This is a genomic window from Cereibacter azotoformans, assembly GCF_021391315.1.
Classification (GTDB): domain Bacteria; phylum Pseudomonadota; class Alphaproteobacteria; order Rhodobacterales; family Rhodobacteraceae; genus Cereibacter_A; species Cereibacter_A azotoformans.
The window spans coordinates 2,236,548-2,250,566 of record NZ_CP090021.1 but is presented as its reverse complement, the minus strand read 5'-3'; the positions used below and the strand labels follow the sequence as shown (position 1 = coordinate 2,250,566).

The window sequence follows — 14,019 nt, the reverse complement described above, 5'->3', positions numbered from 1 at the left end:
GGGGGCCTCTCAGAGCCCCATCAGCCAGGGCGTGAGGTAAAGCACGGCCGCCCCGCCGAAGATCGCGGCGAACACGTTGCGCGTCACCAGGCCGACCCCGACCGTCGCGATGGCGGCGGCCAGGCGCGCGGGATCGGTGACTCCCCCGGTGGCCGGCGGCCAGAGGACGAGCGGCGCGACCAGCCCCGGCAGGACCGCCACGGGCGTGTAGCGCAGCAGCCTCAGCGCCCAGACCGGCAGCGACCGGCTGCCGATCAGCCCGAGGAAGGAAAAGCGCAACAGGAACGTGCCGAGCCCCAGCACGATCATCACGGTCCAGACCTGGCTGGTGTTCTCGATCATGCGACGCGCCTCCGTTCCGTCCAGGCCTCGACCTGCGCCCCCGTCACCATCGCGACCAGCGCGGCCACCAGAAGCCCGCCGTTGTAGGGAATGAAGGCCAGCGCCAGCGACAGGGCCACCGACACGCCGGCCGCGGCGATATGGGCCGGCGTGCGCAACAGCGGCGCGATCATGGCCAGGAAGGTGATCGGCACCGCGAAATCAAGTGCGAACTCAGGCGGGATCCGGGTGCCGAGCCTGGCGCCGGCATAGGTTGCCGCATACCACAGCGGGCAGATCGGCAGCACGGTGCCGAAGAAGAAGGCGACCTTCTCTCCGAGGCTCTGCTGCGGGTTCCGCTCGTATTCGATCATCGAGGCGGCGTAGGTCTGGTCCACGAGGCAATAGGCGATCAGCGCCCGCATCCCGGTGGGGGCCTTGCCCAGATGGGGCGTGAGCGAGGCCGAATACATCGCCATCCGCAGGTTCACCGCCAGCGAGGTGGCGAGAATGATCAGCGTCGGCGCATGGTCGGCCATCATCTGCACGGCCGCGAACTGGGCCGCGCCCGCGATGACGATGATGGAAAAGCCCATGACCTCGACGATGTCGAGGCCGGCCTCGGTGCCGACCACGCCGAACAGCAGCCCGAAGGGCGCGATCACCAGCGAGAAGGGCAGGGCAGCCCAGAGGCCGCGCAGGAAGGCGGAACGTCGGATGGACATGGCAGGAACCTTCGGGTTGTCGGCCGCGACTCTTGCGCTTAGGGCTTCTCGCCGGGCGATGCAATCGGAGGCTGAGATGAGGCTTTACGGTCTGATCCTTGCGGGCGGGCAGGGGCGGCGCATGGGCGGCACGGACAAGGCGTTCGTGACGCTGGCGGGGCGGCCCCTGGTGCGGCATGTGGCCGAGCGGCTGGCCCCGCAGGTCGAGGAACTGGCCATCAGCGCCAACGGCGATCCCGCGCGCTTTGCGCAGCTCGGACTGCCGGTGCTGCCGGACGCCCATCCGCAGGGGCCGCTATCGGGCGTGCTTGCGGGGCTGCGCTGGGCCGCGGCCGCGGAGGCGGATGCGCTGGTCACGGCGCCGGTGGACACGCCCTTCCTGCCCGGCGATCTGGCGCCGAGGCTCTGGCTGGCGGGCGATGGCGGCTGCGCGGTGGCCGAGGCGGGCGGACGCACCCATCCGGCCTGCGGCCTCTGGCCGGTGGCGCTGGCCGAGGATCTCGACCGCTGGCTCGCCTCGGGCGAGGCGCGGGTGATGGGCTTTGCGGCGCGGCATGGGGCCGCACGGGCTGGATTTCCCGATGAAAACGCCTTCCTGAACCTCAACGCGCCCGAGGATCTCGCGCGCGCCGAATCACTTTGGCGGACGGGTGCATGAGGATCTACGGGATCATCGGCTGGAAGGGCGCGGGCAAGACCTGCCTTGTGGAGCGGCTGGTCGCCGCCATCGGCGCGCGCGGCTTCAGCGTCTCGACGGTCAAGCACAGCCATCACGACGTGGATCCCGACCGCCCCGGCAGCGACAGCCACCGCCATCGGGTCGCGGGCGCGTCCGAGGTGGTGCTGGCCGGGCCCGGCCGCTTCGTTCTCACGCACGAACACCGGGGCGAGGCGCCCCGCCTCGCGGCGATCCTCGACCGGATGGCGCCGGTCGATCTGGTGCTGGTCGAAGGGTTCAAGTCCGAACCCCATCCCAGGATCGAGGTCTTCCGCGAGGGCGCGGGCCATGCGCCGATCCAGCCCGAGGACCCCTGGGTGCGCGCCGTGGCCAGCGACGCCGCGCTTGCGCTTCCGGTGCCGGTGCTGGACCTCGACGACACCGAGGCGGTGGCGGATTTCATCCTGAAGGATTCGGGGCTCGTGCGGTCGGGCTTCGACACGGTGATCGCGGTGGACTGGTCGGGCGCCTCGGTGCCCTCGCCGCGCAAGCCCTCGTCGGACGCGATCTGGATCGGCGTGGCCTCGCCCCTTGGTGAGACGGTCAGCTACCACCGCACGCGCGCCGATGCCGAGGCGCATCTGAACGACCTCTTCGCCTTCGAACTGGTCGCGGGGCGGCGGGTTCTGGCGGGCTTCGACTTCCCCTTCGGCTATCCCGAGGGCTTTGCCTCCCGTCTGACGGGCGCGGCCTTCGCGCCCGCGCTCTGGGAGTGGCTCGAGGCCCGGATCGAGGACGGGCCCGACAATGCCAACAACCGCTTCCAGCTGGCCGACCGGATCAACGCCGACCTTCCCGGCGAGGGGCCTTTCTGGGGCCGGCCGGGCGGGCTCGATCTGGCCCATCTGCCCGACCGCAAGCTCTGCGACCATGCCGCCCTCGGCTTGGCCGAGCGGCGCCGGGTGGAACTGGCCGTGCCCAAGGCCCATCCGGTCTGGAAGCTCTACACGACCGGATCGGTCGGCTCGCAGGCGCTGCTCGGACTGCCGGTGATTGCCCGGCTGCGCCGCCGCTTCCACGCGCAGGCCTGGCCGTTCGAGCCGGCCTCAGGGCCGCTCGTGGTGGCCGAGATCTACCCGTCGCTCCTCGGGCCCGCCATCGCCAAGGCCACCCGAGACGGCGAGATCAAGGATTCCGCGCAGGTGCGGCTGATGGCGCGCGCGCTCTGGCGCATGGCGCGGGACGGCTCGCTGTCCGAGCTGCTCGAGGATGTGCCCGACTGGCCCGGACGCCGGGAAGAGGGCTGGATCCTCGGTGCGGGCCACGCCGAGCAGCTTCGGCTGGCCCTGATATGAGGATCGAACTCAGGCGCGGCTTGCCGTCGGGGCAGAGGCGGCTGGCGGCCGAACTCTACTGGCAGGCCTTCGGCGGCAAGCTCGACCGGGTGATGGGCCCCGAGCCCCGGGCGCTGGACTTCCTCGAGCGGGTGATGCGGGCCGATCATGCGATCGCCGCCCTCGACGGTGAGGGGCGGTTGCAGGGGCTCGCGGGCTTCAAGACGCCCGCGGGCGGGTTCGCCGGTGGCACCTTCGCCGACATGCGGGCGGTCTATGGCGTCTGGGGCGGAACCTGGCGCGCGCTGATCCTGCGCGCGCTTCAGAGCGAGGTGGACAATGACCGCTTCCTGCTCGACGGGATCTGCGTCGCGCGCGACATGCGCAGCCAGGGGATCGGCAGCGCGCTTCTGGCCGAGATCTGCGACGAGGCGCGGCGGCGCGGCTACGCGTCCGTCCGGCTCGACGTGATCGACAGCAACTGGCGCGCCCGCGCCCTTTACGAGCGGCAGGGGTTCGTTGCGATCCGCAGCCACGGGATCGGGGCTCTGCGCCATGTCTTCGGCTTCAAGGCCGCCATCACCATGGTGAGGCCCGCCGGCCGCTGACCGCCAAGGCGGCCTCAGTCCGCCCGCGCCTCGGCGATCAGCCGGTTCGAGGCGGTCTCGATCGCGCCTTCAAGCTCGACCATGAAGGTCGCGGCCGTGTGGCCCGGCGGGATCGGCGGCAGGAACTCGATCACCGCGGTGCCCGGACGCCGGTAGATCCCGTGCCGGGGCCAGAACACCCCCACGTTCGCCGCCACCGGATAGCAGTCCTGCTCGAGCTGCGCATAGAGCGCGGCGGTGCCCATCTTGTAGGGCAGATGCCGGCCCGGCGCCACGCGGGTGCCCTGCGGATAGATGATCAGTTGCCCCGGCGTGGCGCGGCCCTTCTCGACATCGGCCATCATCCTCTTGATCGCCACACCGCGCTTGCCGCGATCGACGGGAATGAAGCCCGCCTTGATCGCCATCCAGCCCATCAGCGGGATCCAGGCCAGCTGCTTCTTCATGATGAAGCGCGGCGCCGGCAGCACCGAGAAGAGCAGGATGGAATCGAGGAAGCTCTGGTGCTTCGAGGCGATGAGCGCGGCGCCCGTCGGCACCTCTCCGCGGACCTCGGTCTTCAGGCCCGCGATCCAGCGCAGGATGAACCGCGTCCAGCGCGCAAAGAGCCGCATCCAGACCGGCGCCCATTTCGGATCCACCAGCACCAGCGGCGTGAAGGCCAGCGCGAGGGCGATCATCGAGACATACATCACGATGTTGAAGAGGATCGACCGGATCCATTGCAGCGCGGTGCGCATCAGGTGAGTTCCTTGAGCTTGCGGAAGGCGGCGGCGCGGGTGGCCAGAAAGGCGGTGACGGCGGCCACGGGCGGCAGCAGCAACGGCAGGAGCCAGCCCGCTCCCTGAAAGCCCAGCCCGGTGAGGAAGCCGCCCGCCGCATCGGCCGAGGGCAGCAGCGCCACGGCAAGCAGCCCCGCGCCCGTTCCCACCGCCGCGCCGGTCAGCGCGCGCAGCGTGAAGCGGCGCACGAAGGCCCGCGCGATGTAGATGTCGCGCGCCCCCACGAGGCGCAGCACCCCGATCACCTTGGCGTTGGCGGCCAGCGACGCATGTGCGGCCAGCGTGATCATCGCCGCCGTGCTCGCGAGGATCAGAAGGATCGACACCCCCCCCAGCAGCCTGAGCCGCGACGCCGCGATCGCCAGCGGCTGACGCCAGCGCAGGTGATCGTCGAGCACCGCGCCCGGCGCCTCGGCCGCCAGCCTCTGGCGCAGGCCCTGCGCGTCGTAGCCCTCGCCCTCCTCCTGCAACTCGATCAGCCGCGGGATCGGCAGCGTGTCGAGCGGCAGGTCCGAGCCGAACCAGGGCTCGAGCAGCGCATGTTCCTCGGCGTCCGTCAGCGCCCGCGCCGAGGCGACGCCCGGCGTCGTGGCCAGCAGGTCGAGAACGGCGCGGGTCTGCAGCTCCATCTGCTCTTCCGGGGCCGAGATGCGGATCGTGGCCGTCCGCTCCAGCGCCTCGCCCCAGCGATCCGCAAGCCGCCCCGCCGCGAGCGACAGCGCCAGGGCGAAGACGGCGAGGAAGGCCATGGTTCCGGCCGTGAACCCCGTGAGCCAGGCCGTGTGGCCCGACGGTGGCACCACCCGGTCCGCCTGCCGGTCCGGGGTGGCGATCTCGCTCAGAAGCTCGCGCAGGGTCACAGGTCGGCCCCCGCAAGCTGGATGCGCCGGTTCGAGATCCGCAGCACCCGCGCCGCCACCTGCTGCTTGGCGTTGCGGATCAGGTTGAGATCGTGGGTCGCGACCAGGATCGTGGTCCCCATCCGGTTCAGCTCGACCAGCAGTTTCAAGAGCCGCAGCGACATCTCCCAGTCGAGGTTCCCCGTGGGCTCGTCCGCCAGAAGCACGTCGGGCGAGGTGATGATGGCCCGGGCCACGGCGGCCCGCTGCCGCTCGCCCCCCGACAAGGCGGGCGGCAGCGCATCCGCCAGCTGCCCGAGGCCGACCCAGGCCATCAGGTCGGCCAGATCCTGCGCGTTCGTCTCGCGCCCCGTGACCGCCAGCGGCAGGGTGACGTTTGCCGCCAGCGGCAGGTGGTCGAGGAACTGGCAATCCTGATGGACCACGCCCACGCGCCGACGCATCCTGGCCACCTCGTCCCGGCCGAGGCTGCGCACCTCGCGGTCGAATATGGTGACGCTGCCGGCCGTTGGCAGCAGTTCGGCGTAGCAGAGCTTGAGGAAGGTGGACTTGCCCGAGCCGGAAGGTCCGGTCAGGAAATGGAACGACCCCGGCGTGAGACGCAGCGAGATCTCCGACAGGAGTTCCCCCCCGCCGTAACTGTAGGCGACATTGTCGAAGGCGATCACGCCTGCACTCTCCTCGGGTCCCCGCGATGCGGCCGCAGTCTTAACCGACCTGTGCGCGGTTTCAATGCGGCTCGGTGCGGCGCGGCCGCAAAGGCTTGGATGGGCCGGCCAACGGCGCTACAAGATGAGGCAAGAACCAGAACATGGGGCAGGAAGAGGGACATGCGGCTGATTTGCCCGAATTGCGATGCGCAATACGAGGTGTCCGATGATGCCATCCCGCCAGAGGGGCGGGATGTCCAGTGCTCCAACTGCGGCCACGGATGGTTCCAGCGCCCGGTCTCCCTGGCCCCCGCGCCGGAGCCCGAGCGCCCGGTCGCCCTGAGCCCCACGCCAGAGGCGCCGCCGCCGTCCCCTGCATCCGCGCCGGTTCCCGCGGCGCCCCTGCCGCCGCTCCCCGATGAGGAGGAGGACGACGAGGCCTCTCCCGAACCCGCGCCCGTCGCACCGCCCAGCCGCAGCCTCGACAAGGGCCTCCTGGCCGTCCTGCGCGAAGAGGCCGAACTGGCCGCCCGCCAGCGCGAGGCCGAGGGCGCCGATCCGGCGCCCGCTGCCTCCGCGGCCCCGGCCGCGCCCCCGCCACCCGAAGCGGCCCTCGCGGAATCCATGCCGCGCCCGCGCCGCGATCTGCTCCCCGACATCGAGGAGATCAATTCCAGCCTCCGCTCGAACACCGCCCGCCCCGCCGACGACCTTCTGCCCGCGGCAGCGCCGGTTCGCCCGTCGCGTGCGGCCCATCGCGCCGGGTTCTTCCTGATGATCTTCGCGGCGCTGGTGCTCGCGCTGGCCTATGTCATGGCGCCCCGGATCGCGGCCGAGATCCCCGGCGCGGAGCCCGCCCTGCGCCGCTACGTGGCGGGGGTGGACGAGGCGCGGCTCCTCCTCGACCGGCTGCTGCGCGCGGCGGCCGAGCGGCTCCGCAGCGGCGGCTGACAGGGCGTCCCTTCACTCTGTGAAAATATCCTCGGGGGGTGCGGGGGGCAGACAGCCCCCCGCTTCCGTCAGTACATGTCGAGCAACCGGCGCAGATACTCCCGCTCGATCTCGGGTCGCGAGAGATCGCCCGAACGGCGCCGGATCTCGTCCAGCAGATCCTGCGCCCGGCGATAGACATCCTCTCCCTGCAGCATGTTGCGGTCCGAGCCGATCCGGCCGGTCTCGCCCGGCTCGCGGCCCAGCGGATCGCGCTGGCTGTTGGGATCCGCCCGTCCGAAGGCCTCGCCCTGGCCCTCGCCGTTCTGCTGGCGCTGCTCCTCGGCCATGGCCTCGCCCAACTCGCGCATCCCCTCGCGCAGCCGCTCCATCGCCTCGGCCTGCCGGTCGAGCGCGCCGGGCATATCGCCCTCGCGCAGGGCCCGCTCGGCCTCGCGCATCGCCCGACCCGCCTCGTCGAGCGAGCGGCGGCCGCTCTCGCCGCGCTCGCTGCCCTGTCCGGGCAGGTCGCCCCGCTGCGTCCCGTTCAGCCGGTCGCCCAGTTCGCGCTGGCGGTCGGCGAGGCTGCGGCCGTCCTGGCCCTCACCCTCGCCCTCCTCGCCGCCGCGGGGCTGGCCGTTCGGCCCGCGCTGCAACTGGCGGAAGGATTCGTCCGACAGGCCCTGCTGGTCGCGCAGCGTCTCCGACAGGTCCCGCATCGCCTGGCTGCCCGGCCCCTGGCCCTGGCCTTCGCCCATCGTGACCTGCATGTTCTCCATCAGCTGACGCATCATCTCCATCAGCTCGGCCGCTTCGGCCATCCGGCCCTGCTCCATCAGCTCCTGCAGCTTGTCGAGCATCTCCTGCAGCTGGTCCCCGGACATCTCCATCGTCTGCCGGTTCTCGGATTGCTGCTGGTCGGGGTTGCGCATCGCCTCTTCGGCCAGCTCGCGCATGTAATTCTCGAGCGCCTGCCGCATCTCGTCCATGAGGCGCTGGATCTCGTCGGGGGAGGCGCCGTTTCGGATCGCCTCGTCCAGCCGGTCCTGTGCGCGCCGCAACGCCTCGAGCGCCGAGGCGAGATCGCCTTCCTCGACCATCAGGGCGATCTCCCAGAGCTGTTCGGCGATTTCGTCGCGCAGCGCCGGCGTCAGGGTGGCGGCCTCGGCGTCGAGGCTCCGCATCAGCACCCGTGTGCGCAGGAAGGCGCGCTCGTTGCGGAAGAGCTCGTCGGGCGCATGGGTGACGGCGTGGAGGATCTGCGCCGTCCGCGGGCCGTTCGCCCGATTCCAGAGCAGGTCGCGCCGCAGCTCGATCAGCGCCGCGGCCAGCGGGTCGAAGAAGCGCCGGCCCGGCAGCACCACCTTCAGCGGCTCGGCCCGGCCCTCCTGCATCGCCGCATCGGTCACCGTCAGGTTCAGCACGACGGGCAGGTTGGCGAACGGATGCTTGGCCAGATCCTCGACCAGCGTTTCGGTGAAGTCGGCCCGGCTGCCCGAGATCGGCAGAGGCAGGTCCAGCGTCACCGGCTCGCGCGGTTCCGGGTCGATCTCCAGGCCGAAGCGGCGATCCACGGCGGGCAGGTCGAGCAGGATCGTCGCCTGCCCGCCGGTCACGCCGTAATCGTCCTGCGCCGCGAACGAGAGCTTCATCTGCCCGTCCGCCTCGCGCTCCATGTGTCCGTCGGCGGTGACGAGCGGCGGGCGATCGGCCAGCGCCATCACCTTCCAGGCGCGGCCGGCGGGACCGTCGATCGTGACGGCGCCGCTCTGGCGCACCTCGACATCCTGCGCGGGGCCGGCCGGGGCCTCGCCCGCCGGACGGCCCGAGACGCTCTCGCTGACGGTCAGCGATCCCACCTCGCCATAGAGGCGGATCTGCAGCCGGCTGCCCACGGGCAGCGTGATCTCGGGCACGTCGATGTCATTGAGATAAAGCGAGGGTTTGCCGGTGTAGGAGGGGGGCTGCGCCCAGGCCTCCCAGCTCGGCCCGACCATCGCCTCGGCCCCGCTTCCGGCAAGCCCCGTCACCGAAGCCACACGCCAGACCGAGCCGAACATCAGCGCCACCACCAGCGCCGTCAGCGCCAGGTAGCGCAGCGCGAACGGATCGCGGCGCGCAAGCCGCAGGTCCGGCGGAACCGGTCGGGCGAGGGCCGCACGTTCCGCCATCCGGCGGCGATGGGTCTCCCAGATCGCGCGCGACCAGGGATCGGCGCTGCCGATGGCCTGCGCGTCGGTCATGGAGGAGATCGGCCGGCCCGGCAGCGACGCGTCGAGACGCGCCAGCGCCTCCGCCCGGCCAGGCCTGCGGAAGGTCCGCAGGCCGACACCCGCGGCAACCAGCGCCGCGAGGCCCGTCGCCGCCAGCCCGCCCTGCACCCACTCGAGCGGCAGGGCATCCTGCACCCCGAGGACCAGCGCCGCCAGCGTGGCGATCAGGATCGTCCAGACCGGCCAGAAGCCGCGCGCAAGCCGCTCGGCCCAGAGCCCCGCCCAGGTCAGGCGGAGCGGCCAGATCAGACGGGCAAGGGCCGTCTCGGTCGCGGGGTCCGGGGCGGTGTCGCGGTTCTTCTGGGCCATGCGCCTCGCCTGACTGAGGCTGCGCGCGTCACAGCCATTCAGGGATGCTATCGCGCCTCAGCATTTCGTCAAACGTCGGTCTCGCCCGTATGACGGCGAAGTGATCCCCGCGCACCAGCACCTCGGGCACCAGCGGACGCGAGTTGTATTCCGAGGCCATCACCGCGCCGTAGGCGCCGGCCGAGCGGAAGGCCACGAGATCGCCCTCGGACATGGGCGGCAGCGAACGCGCCTTGGCGAAAGTGTCCCCCGTCTCGCAGATCGGTCCCACGACGTCGTAGGGCTGGCCCTCGGTGCCCGGTGCGGCCTCGGCCACCGGCACGATGTCGTGGTGCGCGCCATACATCGAAGGCCGCACGAGATCGTTCATCGCCGCGTCGAGGATCAGGAAGTCGCGCCCCTCGCCGTTCTTGACATAGATGACCCGGCTGACCAGCACGCCCGAATTGCCCGAGATCAGCCGCCCCGGCTCGATCTCGATCTCGCAGCCGAGATGCCCGACCGTGCGCTTGATGAGCGCGCCGTAATCGGTCGGCAGGGGAGGGGCCTCGTTCGAGCGGGTGTAGGGGATGCCGAGGCCCCCGCCAAGATCGAGCCGGCGGATCTCATGGCCCTCGGCGCGCAGGCGTCCGGTCAGGTCGGCGACCTTGAGGTAGGCCTGCTCGAACGGTTCGAGGTCGGTCAGTTGCGAGCCGATGTGAACGTCGATGCCCACGACCTCCAGCCCCGGCAGGGCCGCGGCCTCGGCATAGACCTCGGAGGCGCGCGCGATCGGGATGCCGAACTTGTTTTCCTTCTTGCCGGTGGCGATCTTCTCGTGCGTGCGGGCATCCACATCCGGGTTCACCCGCACGGCGATGGGCGCGCGCAGGCCCATCGAGGCCGCCACCTCGGACAGCGCCCGCATCTCGGGCTCGGATTCCACGTTGAACTGGCGGATCCCGCCTTCGAGCGCGATCCGCATCTCCTCGCGCGTCTTGCCCACGCCCGAGAAGACGATCCGCTCGCCCGGCACGCCCGCGGCGCGCGCGCGCAGATATTCCCCGCCCGAGACCACATCCATCCCCGCGCCGAGATCGCCCAGGAGCTTCAGCACCGCGAGGTTCGACAGCGACTTGATCGCGAAGCAGACCATGTGCGGCAGCGGGGTCAGCGCCTCGGTGAAGAGCCGGTAGTGCCGCTCGAGCGTGGCCGAGGAATAGCAGTAGAAGGGGGTGCCCACGGTGGCGGCGATATCGGCCAGCGGCACCTCCTCGGCGTGGAGCGACCCGTTGCGGTAGAGGAAATGGTCCATGATGTCTCGGTCTTGGGGGTCGGAAGGGCCGCAACCTCAGGTGACGGGGCGCGAACGGAGGAACAGATAAAGCGGCAGCCCGCAGGAGACGCCGATCAGGAAGGTGGCCGGGATGGCCACCAGGGCGATCCAGGTCCTGCGGGAGACGCACTCGGCGAGGATCCAGACCGTGAGCGTGATGGCCGCGATGGTCAGGTCCCAAACGAGGCCCGTGGTCGAGGCGTTCACATACCAGGCGTCGATCAGGCCGCCGAACCCTTCGCCCGTCGTCACCATGTAGGAGACGAAGTGATACATCGGGTGGATGGCGCCCCAGATCGCGAGGGCCAGAAAGATCATGCGCAGCGGGGACATGTCAGAATCCTCCTCCAACGGCGACGCCCACATTGCCGATGCCCGTGCCCACCGAGGCGCCATACGGGGACACGCCGACGCTCGTCGCGCCCACGCGGGTGGACATGCGGGGATGGACGCTCACCCCTCCCGGTCCGACGCCGACGCCCAGCCCGAGATGCGGTGCATTCGGGTCGGCGCAGGCGGCGAGCGCCAGAAGCAGGAGAAGCGCCCGACCCATCGTGCTCAGTTGCTCCTGATGCCGAACTCGGCGGTGCCGCCGATCGTGAGGCCGGGCTGAACCTCGACCGGCTGGTCGGTGCCGGGCCGCAGCGGCGGGCCGTCGATGCCGCAGCCGGCCAGTGCGAGGACGAGAAGGATCAGCGGGACTTTCATGCGGTGCCTCCCAGCAGCTCTTTCCAGCGCGCGGCCTGCGCGCGGACATTGTCGGGCGCGGTGCCGCCGTAGGAGGTGCGGCTGCGCACGGAATTCGCGACGCCGAGGACGGCGAACACATCCTCGCGGATGCCCGGATGAACCTCCTGCATCTCGGCCAGCGTCAGGTCGGGCAGGTCGCAGCCGCGGGCCTCGGCGCGGGCGACGAGCGTGCCCGTCACATGGTGCGCGTCGCGGAAGGGCAGATCCAGCTCGCGCACCAGCCAGTCGGCGAGATCGGTCGCGGTCGAGAAGCCCGAGGCGGCGGCGGCGGCGAGGCTTTCGCGGTTGGCCTGCATGTCGGCCACCATGCCGGTCATGGCGGCGAGCCCCAGCATCAGCGTGTCGGCCGCGTCGAAGACCTGTTCCTTGTCTTCCTGCATGTCCTTGGAATAGGTCAGCGGCAGGCCCTTCATCACCGTGAAGAGCGCCACCGCCGCACCGAGCACCCGGCCGAGCTTGGCCCGCAGCAGTTCCGCCGCGTCCGGGTTCTTCTTCTGCGGCATGATCGACGAGCCGGTGGTCCAGCGGTCCGAGAGCCGCACGAACCGGAACTGCGCCGAGGACCAGATCACCAGCTCTTCGGCGAAGCGCGACAGGTGCAGGGCGCAGATCGCCGAGGCCGACAGGAACTCCAGCGCGAAGTCGCGATCAGAGACGGAATCGAGGCTGTTCGCCGTCGGCCGGTCGAAGCCGAGCGCCGCCGCCGTCATGTGCCGGTCGATGGGGAAGCCGGTCCCCGCCAGCGCCGCGGCGCCGAGCGGGCACTCGTTCATCCGGGCGCGGGCATCGGCGAAGCGCGAGCGGTCGCGGGCCAGCATCTCGACATAGGCCAGCATGTGATGGCCCCAGGTCACCGGCTGCGCCGTCTGCAGGTGGGTGAAGCCCGGCATCACCCAGTCGGCCCCCGCCTCGGCCTGCGCGACGAAGGCCTGCATCAGCGCCTCGATCCCGGTGATGGCGGCGTCGCACTGGTCGCGGACCCACAGGCGGAAATCCACCGCCACCTGATCGTTGCGCGAGCGCGCGGTGTGCAGCCGGCCGGCGGGCTCGCCGATCAGCTCCTTCAACCGCGCCTCCACGTTCATGTGGATGTCCTCGAGCTCGACCCGGAACGGGAAGCCGCCGGCCTCGATCTCTGACAAGACGGTGAGAAGCCCTTCCCCGATCGCCTCGGCATCCCTAGAACTCAGGATGCCCTGCGCCGCAAGCATCGCGGCATGGGCGCGCGAGCCGCGGATGTCCTGCGCGTAGAGCCGCTTGTCAAACCCGATCGAGGCGTTGATCGCCTGCATGATCGCGTCGGGGCCGGCGGCGAAGCGGCCGCCCCACATGGCGTTGGCGGCGGAGGAGGAAACGGGCGCGTCGGACATGGAAAGCCTTCGGGAGGTGGAATGCTGCGTCTGCTGTTTGCCGTGATCTACACGGCCTTGACCTTCGGTGCAAACGGCGCGGCGGCGGGGCCGGCCGAGGCGCGCACTCTCCTGGCCGGAGACATGAAGAAGCTTGTCATCCATGCCGAGGCCAGGCCGCTGCCCGAGGTGATGCTTGCCGATCTCGACGAGGCGCCGCGGTCGCTCTCGGACTGGCGCGGCCGCTGGGTGGTGGCGAACTTCTGGGCCACCTGGTGCGCCCCCTGCCGCGAGGAGATGCCGACGCTCGACCGGCTCGAGGCCGAGATGGGCGGCGAGGGGTTCTCGGTGGTCACGGTGGCCACCGGCCGCAACGCCGTGCCCGGCATCCGCAAGTTCTTCGAGGAGGCCGAGGTCACGCACCTGCCCGTGCTGCGCGATCCGAAGTCGGCCCTGGCCCGGCAGATCGGGGTGATGGGGCTGCCGGTGACGCTGGTCCTCGATCCCGAGGGGCGCGAGGTGGCGCGGCTCATCGGGGACGCCGACTGGGATTCGCCCGAGGCGATGGCCGTGCTTGGCGCGCTGATGCAGTGAGGCGGCCCGTCTGAGTGCAGGCGTTTCCGTTCCGCCCCAGGGGCCGCTATGGTCGCGCGGGAGGCCGGAGCATCCTCCGGCTGCGACAGCAGGAGACGGGCATGAGCATTCTCGACGAGTTCCGGTCCTTCATCGCCAAGGGCAATGTGATGGACATGGCGGTGGGCATCATCATAGGTGCGGCCTTCACCGGCATCGTCTCGAGCCTGGTGGCCGATCTGATCAACCCGGTCATCGGGCTCATCACCGGCGGGATCGACTTCTCGAACCTGTTCGTGAACCTCGGCGACGGCGACTACACGAGCCTCGCCGCCGCCCGCGAGGCAGGCGCGCCGGTCTTTGCCTACGGCGCCTTCATCACCGCCGTCATCAACTTCCTCATCATCGCCTGGGTCGTGTTCCTGCTGGTGAAGATGGTGAACCGGGTGAAGGAGACCGCCCTGCACAAGAGCCCGCCCGCGGCCGAGGCCGAGCCGGCCGGACCCACGCAGGAGCAGTTGCTGGCCGAGATCCGGGATCTTCTGAAAAAGGCCTCGGCCTGACGGTGGCCGGGCCGGGCGG

The 14,019-nt window shown here is 70.8% G+C and carries 17 protein-coding genes; 6 read left to right on the top strand and 11 right to left on the bottom strand.

All coding sequences use genetic code 11. From position 1 onward, the window contains the following. Positions 1-9 precede the first annotated feature (9 nt). A complete protein-coding gene (locus tag LV780_RS11230; RefSeq protein WP_108220981.1) occupies positions 10-342 on the bottom strand; it encodes an AzlD domain-containing protein in 333 nt (110 codons plus the stop codon). After that, a complete protein-coding gene (locus LV780_RS11225; RefSeq protein WP_101340165.1) occupies positions 339-1,046 on the bottom strand; it encodes an AzlC family ABC transporter permease in 708 nt (235 codons plus the stop codon). The genes LV780_RS11230 and LV780_RS11225 overlap by 4 nt, the downstream gene beginning before the upstream one ends. 76 nt (positions 1,047-1,122) lie before the next feature. On the opposite strand from LV780_RS11225, the gene mobA reads away from it, so the two are divergent. From mobA to LV780_RS11210, 3 genes are read left to right on the top strand one after another with little or no spacing between them, the layout of a single operon-like run. Continuing rightward, positions 1,123-1,704: a molybdenum cofactor guanylyltransferase MobA gene (mobA, locus tag LV780_RS11220; RefSeq protein ID WP_108220982.1), complete on the top strand. Its 582-nt coding sequence runs from the start codon at positions 1,123-1,125 to the stop codon at positions 1,702-1,704. Then, complete coding sequence (gene mobB, locus LV780_RS11215; protein ID WP_108220983.1) at positions 1,701-3,059, top strand: molybdopterin-guanine dinucleotide biosynthesis protein B; 1,359 nt, start codon at positions 1,701-1,703, stop codon at positions 3,057-3,059. Before mobA ends, mobB begins: the two co-directional genes overlap by 4 nt. Then, the gene (locus LV780_RS11210; protein WP_011909412.1) at positions 3,056-3,646 is read left to right on the top strand and encodes a GNAT family N-acetyltransferase; all 591 of its coding nucleotides are present in this window, start codon (positions 3,056-3,058) and stop codon (positions 3,644-3,646) included. The genes mobB and LV780_RS11210 overlap by 4 nt, the downstream gene beginning before the upstream one ends. A 14-nt stretch (positions 3,647-3,660) precedes the next feature. Here the strand turns inward: LV780_RS11210 and LV780_RS11205 are convergent, their stop codons facing one another. From LV780_RS11205 to LV780_RS11195, 3 genes are read right to left on the bottom strand one after another with little or no spacing between them, the layout of a single operon-like run. Then, positions 3,661-4,386: a lysophospholipid acyltransferase family protein gene (locus LV780_RS11205; protein WP_108220984.1), complete on the bottom strand. Its 726-nt coding sequence runs from the start codon at positions 4,384-4,386 to the stop codon at positions 3,661-3,663. Further along, positions 4,386-5,288 (bottom strand): cell division protein FtsX, encoded by a 903-nt coding sequence (locus tag LV780_RS11200; protein WP_011909410.1) that lies wholly within the window; start codon positions 5,286-5,288, stop codon positions 4,386-4,388. The genes LV780_RS11205 and LV780_RS11200 overlap by 1 nt, the downstream gene beginning before the upstream one ends. After that, a complete protein-coding gene (locus LV780_RS11195) occupies positions 5,285-5,956 on the bottom strand; it encodes a cell division ATP-binding protein FtsE (protein ID WP_011909409.1) in 672 nt (223 codons plus the stop codon). The genes LV780_RS11200 and LV780_RS11195 overlap by 4 nt, the downstream gene beginning before the upstream one ends. A gap of 162 nt (positions 5,957-6,118) precedes the next feature. On the opposite strand from LV780_RS11195, the gene LV780_RS11190 reads away from it, so the two are divergent. After that, positions 6,119-6,889: a zinc-ribbon domain-containing protein gene (locus LV780_RS11190; protein WP_108220985.1), complete on the top strand. Its 771-nt coding sequence runs from the start codon at positions 6,119-6,121 to the stop codon at positions 6,887-6,889. A 68-nt stretch (positions 6,890-6,957) separates the two neighbouring features. On the opposite strand, the gene LV780_RS11185 is transcribed toward LV780_RS11190, so the two are convergent. The 6 genes from LV780_RS11185 to argH are packed head-to-tail and all read right to left on the bottom strand — an operon-like array spanning position 6,958 to position 12,885. Then, entirely contained in the window at positions 6,958-9,450 is a 2,493-nt protein-coding gene (locus LV780_RS11185) for a TIGR02302 family protein (protein WP_108220986.1), read from the bottom strand. Between the two features lie 28 nt (positions 9,451-9,478). After that, positions 9,479-10,744 carry a diaminopimelate decarboxylase gene (gene lysA, locus LV780_RS11180; protein WP_108220987.1) on the bottom strand — a complete coding sequence of 422 codons (1,266 nt, stop codon included), beginning with the start codon at positions 10,742-10,744 and terminating at the stop codon, positions 9,479-9,481. Between the two features lie 36 nt (positions 10,745-10,780). Beyond that, positions 10,781-11,098, bottom strand: coding sequence for a DUF2834 domain-containing protein (locus LV780_RS11175; RefSeq protein WP_108220988.1), 318 nt, complete (start codon positions 11,096-11,098; stop codon positions 10,781-10,783). 1 nt (position 11,099) lies between these two features. Then, positions 11,100-11,318 (bottom strand): hypothetical protein, encoded by a 219-nt coding sequence (locus tag LV780_RS11170; RefSeq protein ID WP_011909404.1) that lies wholly within the window; start codon positions 11,316-11,318, stop codon positions 11,100-11,102. Positions 11,319-11,323: 5 nt separating this feature from the next. Further along, entirely contained in the window at positions 11,324-11,473 is a 150-nt protein-coding gene (locus LV780_RS11165; RefSeq protein WP_044248263.1) for a hypothetical protein, read from the bottom strand. Then, entirely contained in the window at positions 11,470-12,885 is a 1,416-nt protein-coding gene (gene argH, locus LV780_RS11160) for an argininosuccinate lyase (protein ID WP_101340157.1), read from the bottom strand. Before argH ends, LV780_RS11165 begins: the two co-directional genes overlap by 4 nt. Positions 12,886-12,906: 21 nt before the next feature. Between argH and LV780_RS11155 the strand changes: the two genes are divergently transcribed. After that, positions 12,907-13,458: a TlpA family protein disulfide reductase gene (locus LV780_RS11155; RefSeq protein ID WP_011909402.1), complete on the top strand. Its 552-nt coding sequence runs from the start codon at positions 12,907-12,909 to the stop codon at positions 13,456-13,458. Positions 13,459-13,559: 101 nt separating this feature from the next. Beyond that, positions 13,560-14,000: a large conductance mechanosensitive channel protein MscL gene (gene mscL / locus LV780_RS11150; RefSeq protein WP_108220989.1), complete on the top strand. Its 441-nt coding sequence runs from the start codon at positions 13,560-13,562 to the stop codon at positions 13,998-14,000. The last annotated feature ends 19 nt before the right edge of the window (positions 14,001-14,019 follow it).

Bases quoted from the DNA above. Each gene is read 5' to 3' on its own strand.
- LV780_RS11230 (WP_108220981.1), bottom strand. From the start codon at position 342: ATGATCGAGAACACCAGCCAGGTCTGGACCGTGATGATCGTGCTGGGG.
- LV780_RS11225 (WP_101340165.1), bottom strand. From the start codon at position 1,046: ATGTCCATCCGACGTTCCGCCTTCCTGCGCGGCCTCTGGGCTGCCCTG.
- mobA (WP_108220982.1), top strand. From the start codon at position 1,123: ATGAGGCTTTACGGTCTGATCCTTGCGGGCGGGCAGGGGCGGCGCATG.
- mobB (WP_108220983.1), top strand. From the start codon at position 1,701: ATGAGGATCTACGGGATCATCGGCTGGAAGGGCGCGGGCAAGACCTGC.
- LV780_RS11210 (WP_011909412.1), top strand. From the start codon at position 3,056: ATGAGGATCGAACTCAGGCGCGGCTTGCCGTCGGGGCAGAGGCGGCTG.
- LV780_RS11205 (WP_108220984.1), bottom strand. From the start codon at position 4,386: ATGCGCACCGCGCTGCAATGGATCCGGTCGATCCTCTTCAACATCGTG.
- LV780_RS11190 (WP_108220985.1), top strand. From the start codon at position 6,119: ATGCGGCTGATTTGCCCGAATTGCGATGCGCAATACGAGGTGTCCGAT.
- LV780_RS11185 (WP_108220986.1), bottom strand. From the start codon at position 9,450: ATGGCCCAGAAGAACCGCGACACCGCCCCGGACCCCGCGACCGAGACG.
- lysA (WP_108220987.1), bottom strand. From the start codon at position 10,744: ATGGACCATTTCCTCTACCGCAACGGGTCGCTCCACGCCGAGGAGGTG.
- LV780_RS11175 (WP_108220988.1), bottom strand. From the start codon at position 11,098: ATGTCCCCGCTGCGCATGATCTTTCTGGCCCTCGCGATCTGGGGCGCC.
- LV780_RS11170 (WP_011909404.1), bottom strand. From the start codon at position 11,318: ATGGGTCGGGCGCTTCTCCTGCTTCTGGCGCTCGCCGCCTGCGCCGAC.
- LV780_RS11165 (WP_044248263.1), bottom strand. From the start codon at position 11,473: ATGAAAGTCCCGCTGATCCTTCTCGTCCTCGCACTGGCCGGCTGCGGC.
- argH (WP_101340157.1), bottom strand. From the start codon at position 12,885: ATGTCCGACGCGCCCGTTTCCTCCTCCGCCGCCAACGCCATGTGGGGC.
- LV780_RS11155 (WP_011909402.1), top strand. From the start codon at position 12,907: ATGCTGCGTCTGCTGTTTGCCGTGATCTACACGGCCTTGACCTTCGGT.
- mscL (WP_108220989.1), top strand. From the start codon at position 13,560: ATGAGCATTCTCGACGAGTTCCGGTCCTTCATCGCCAAGGGCAATGTG.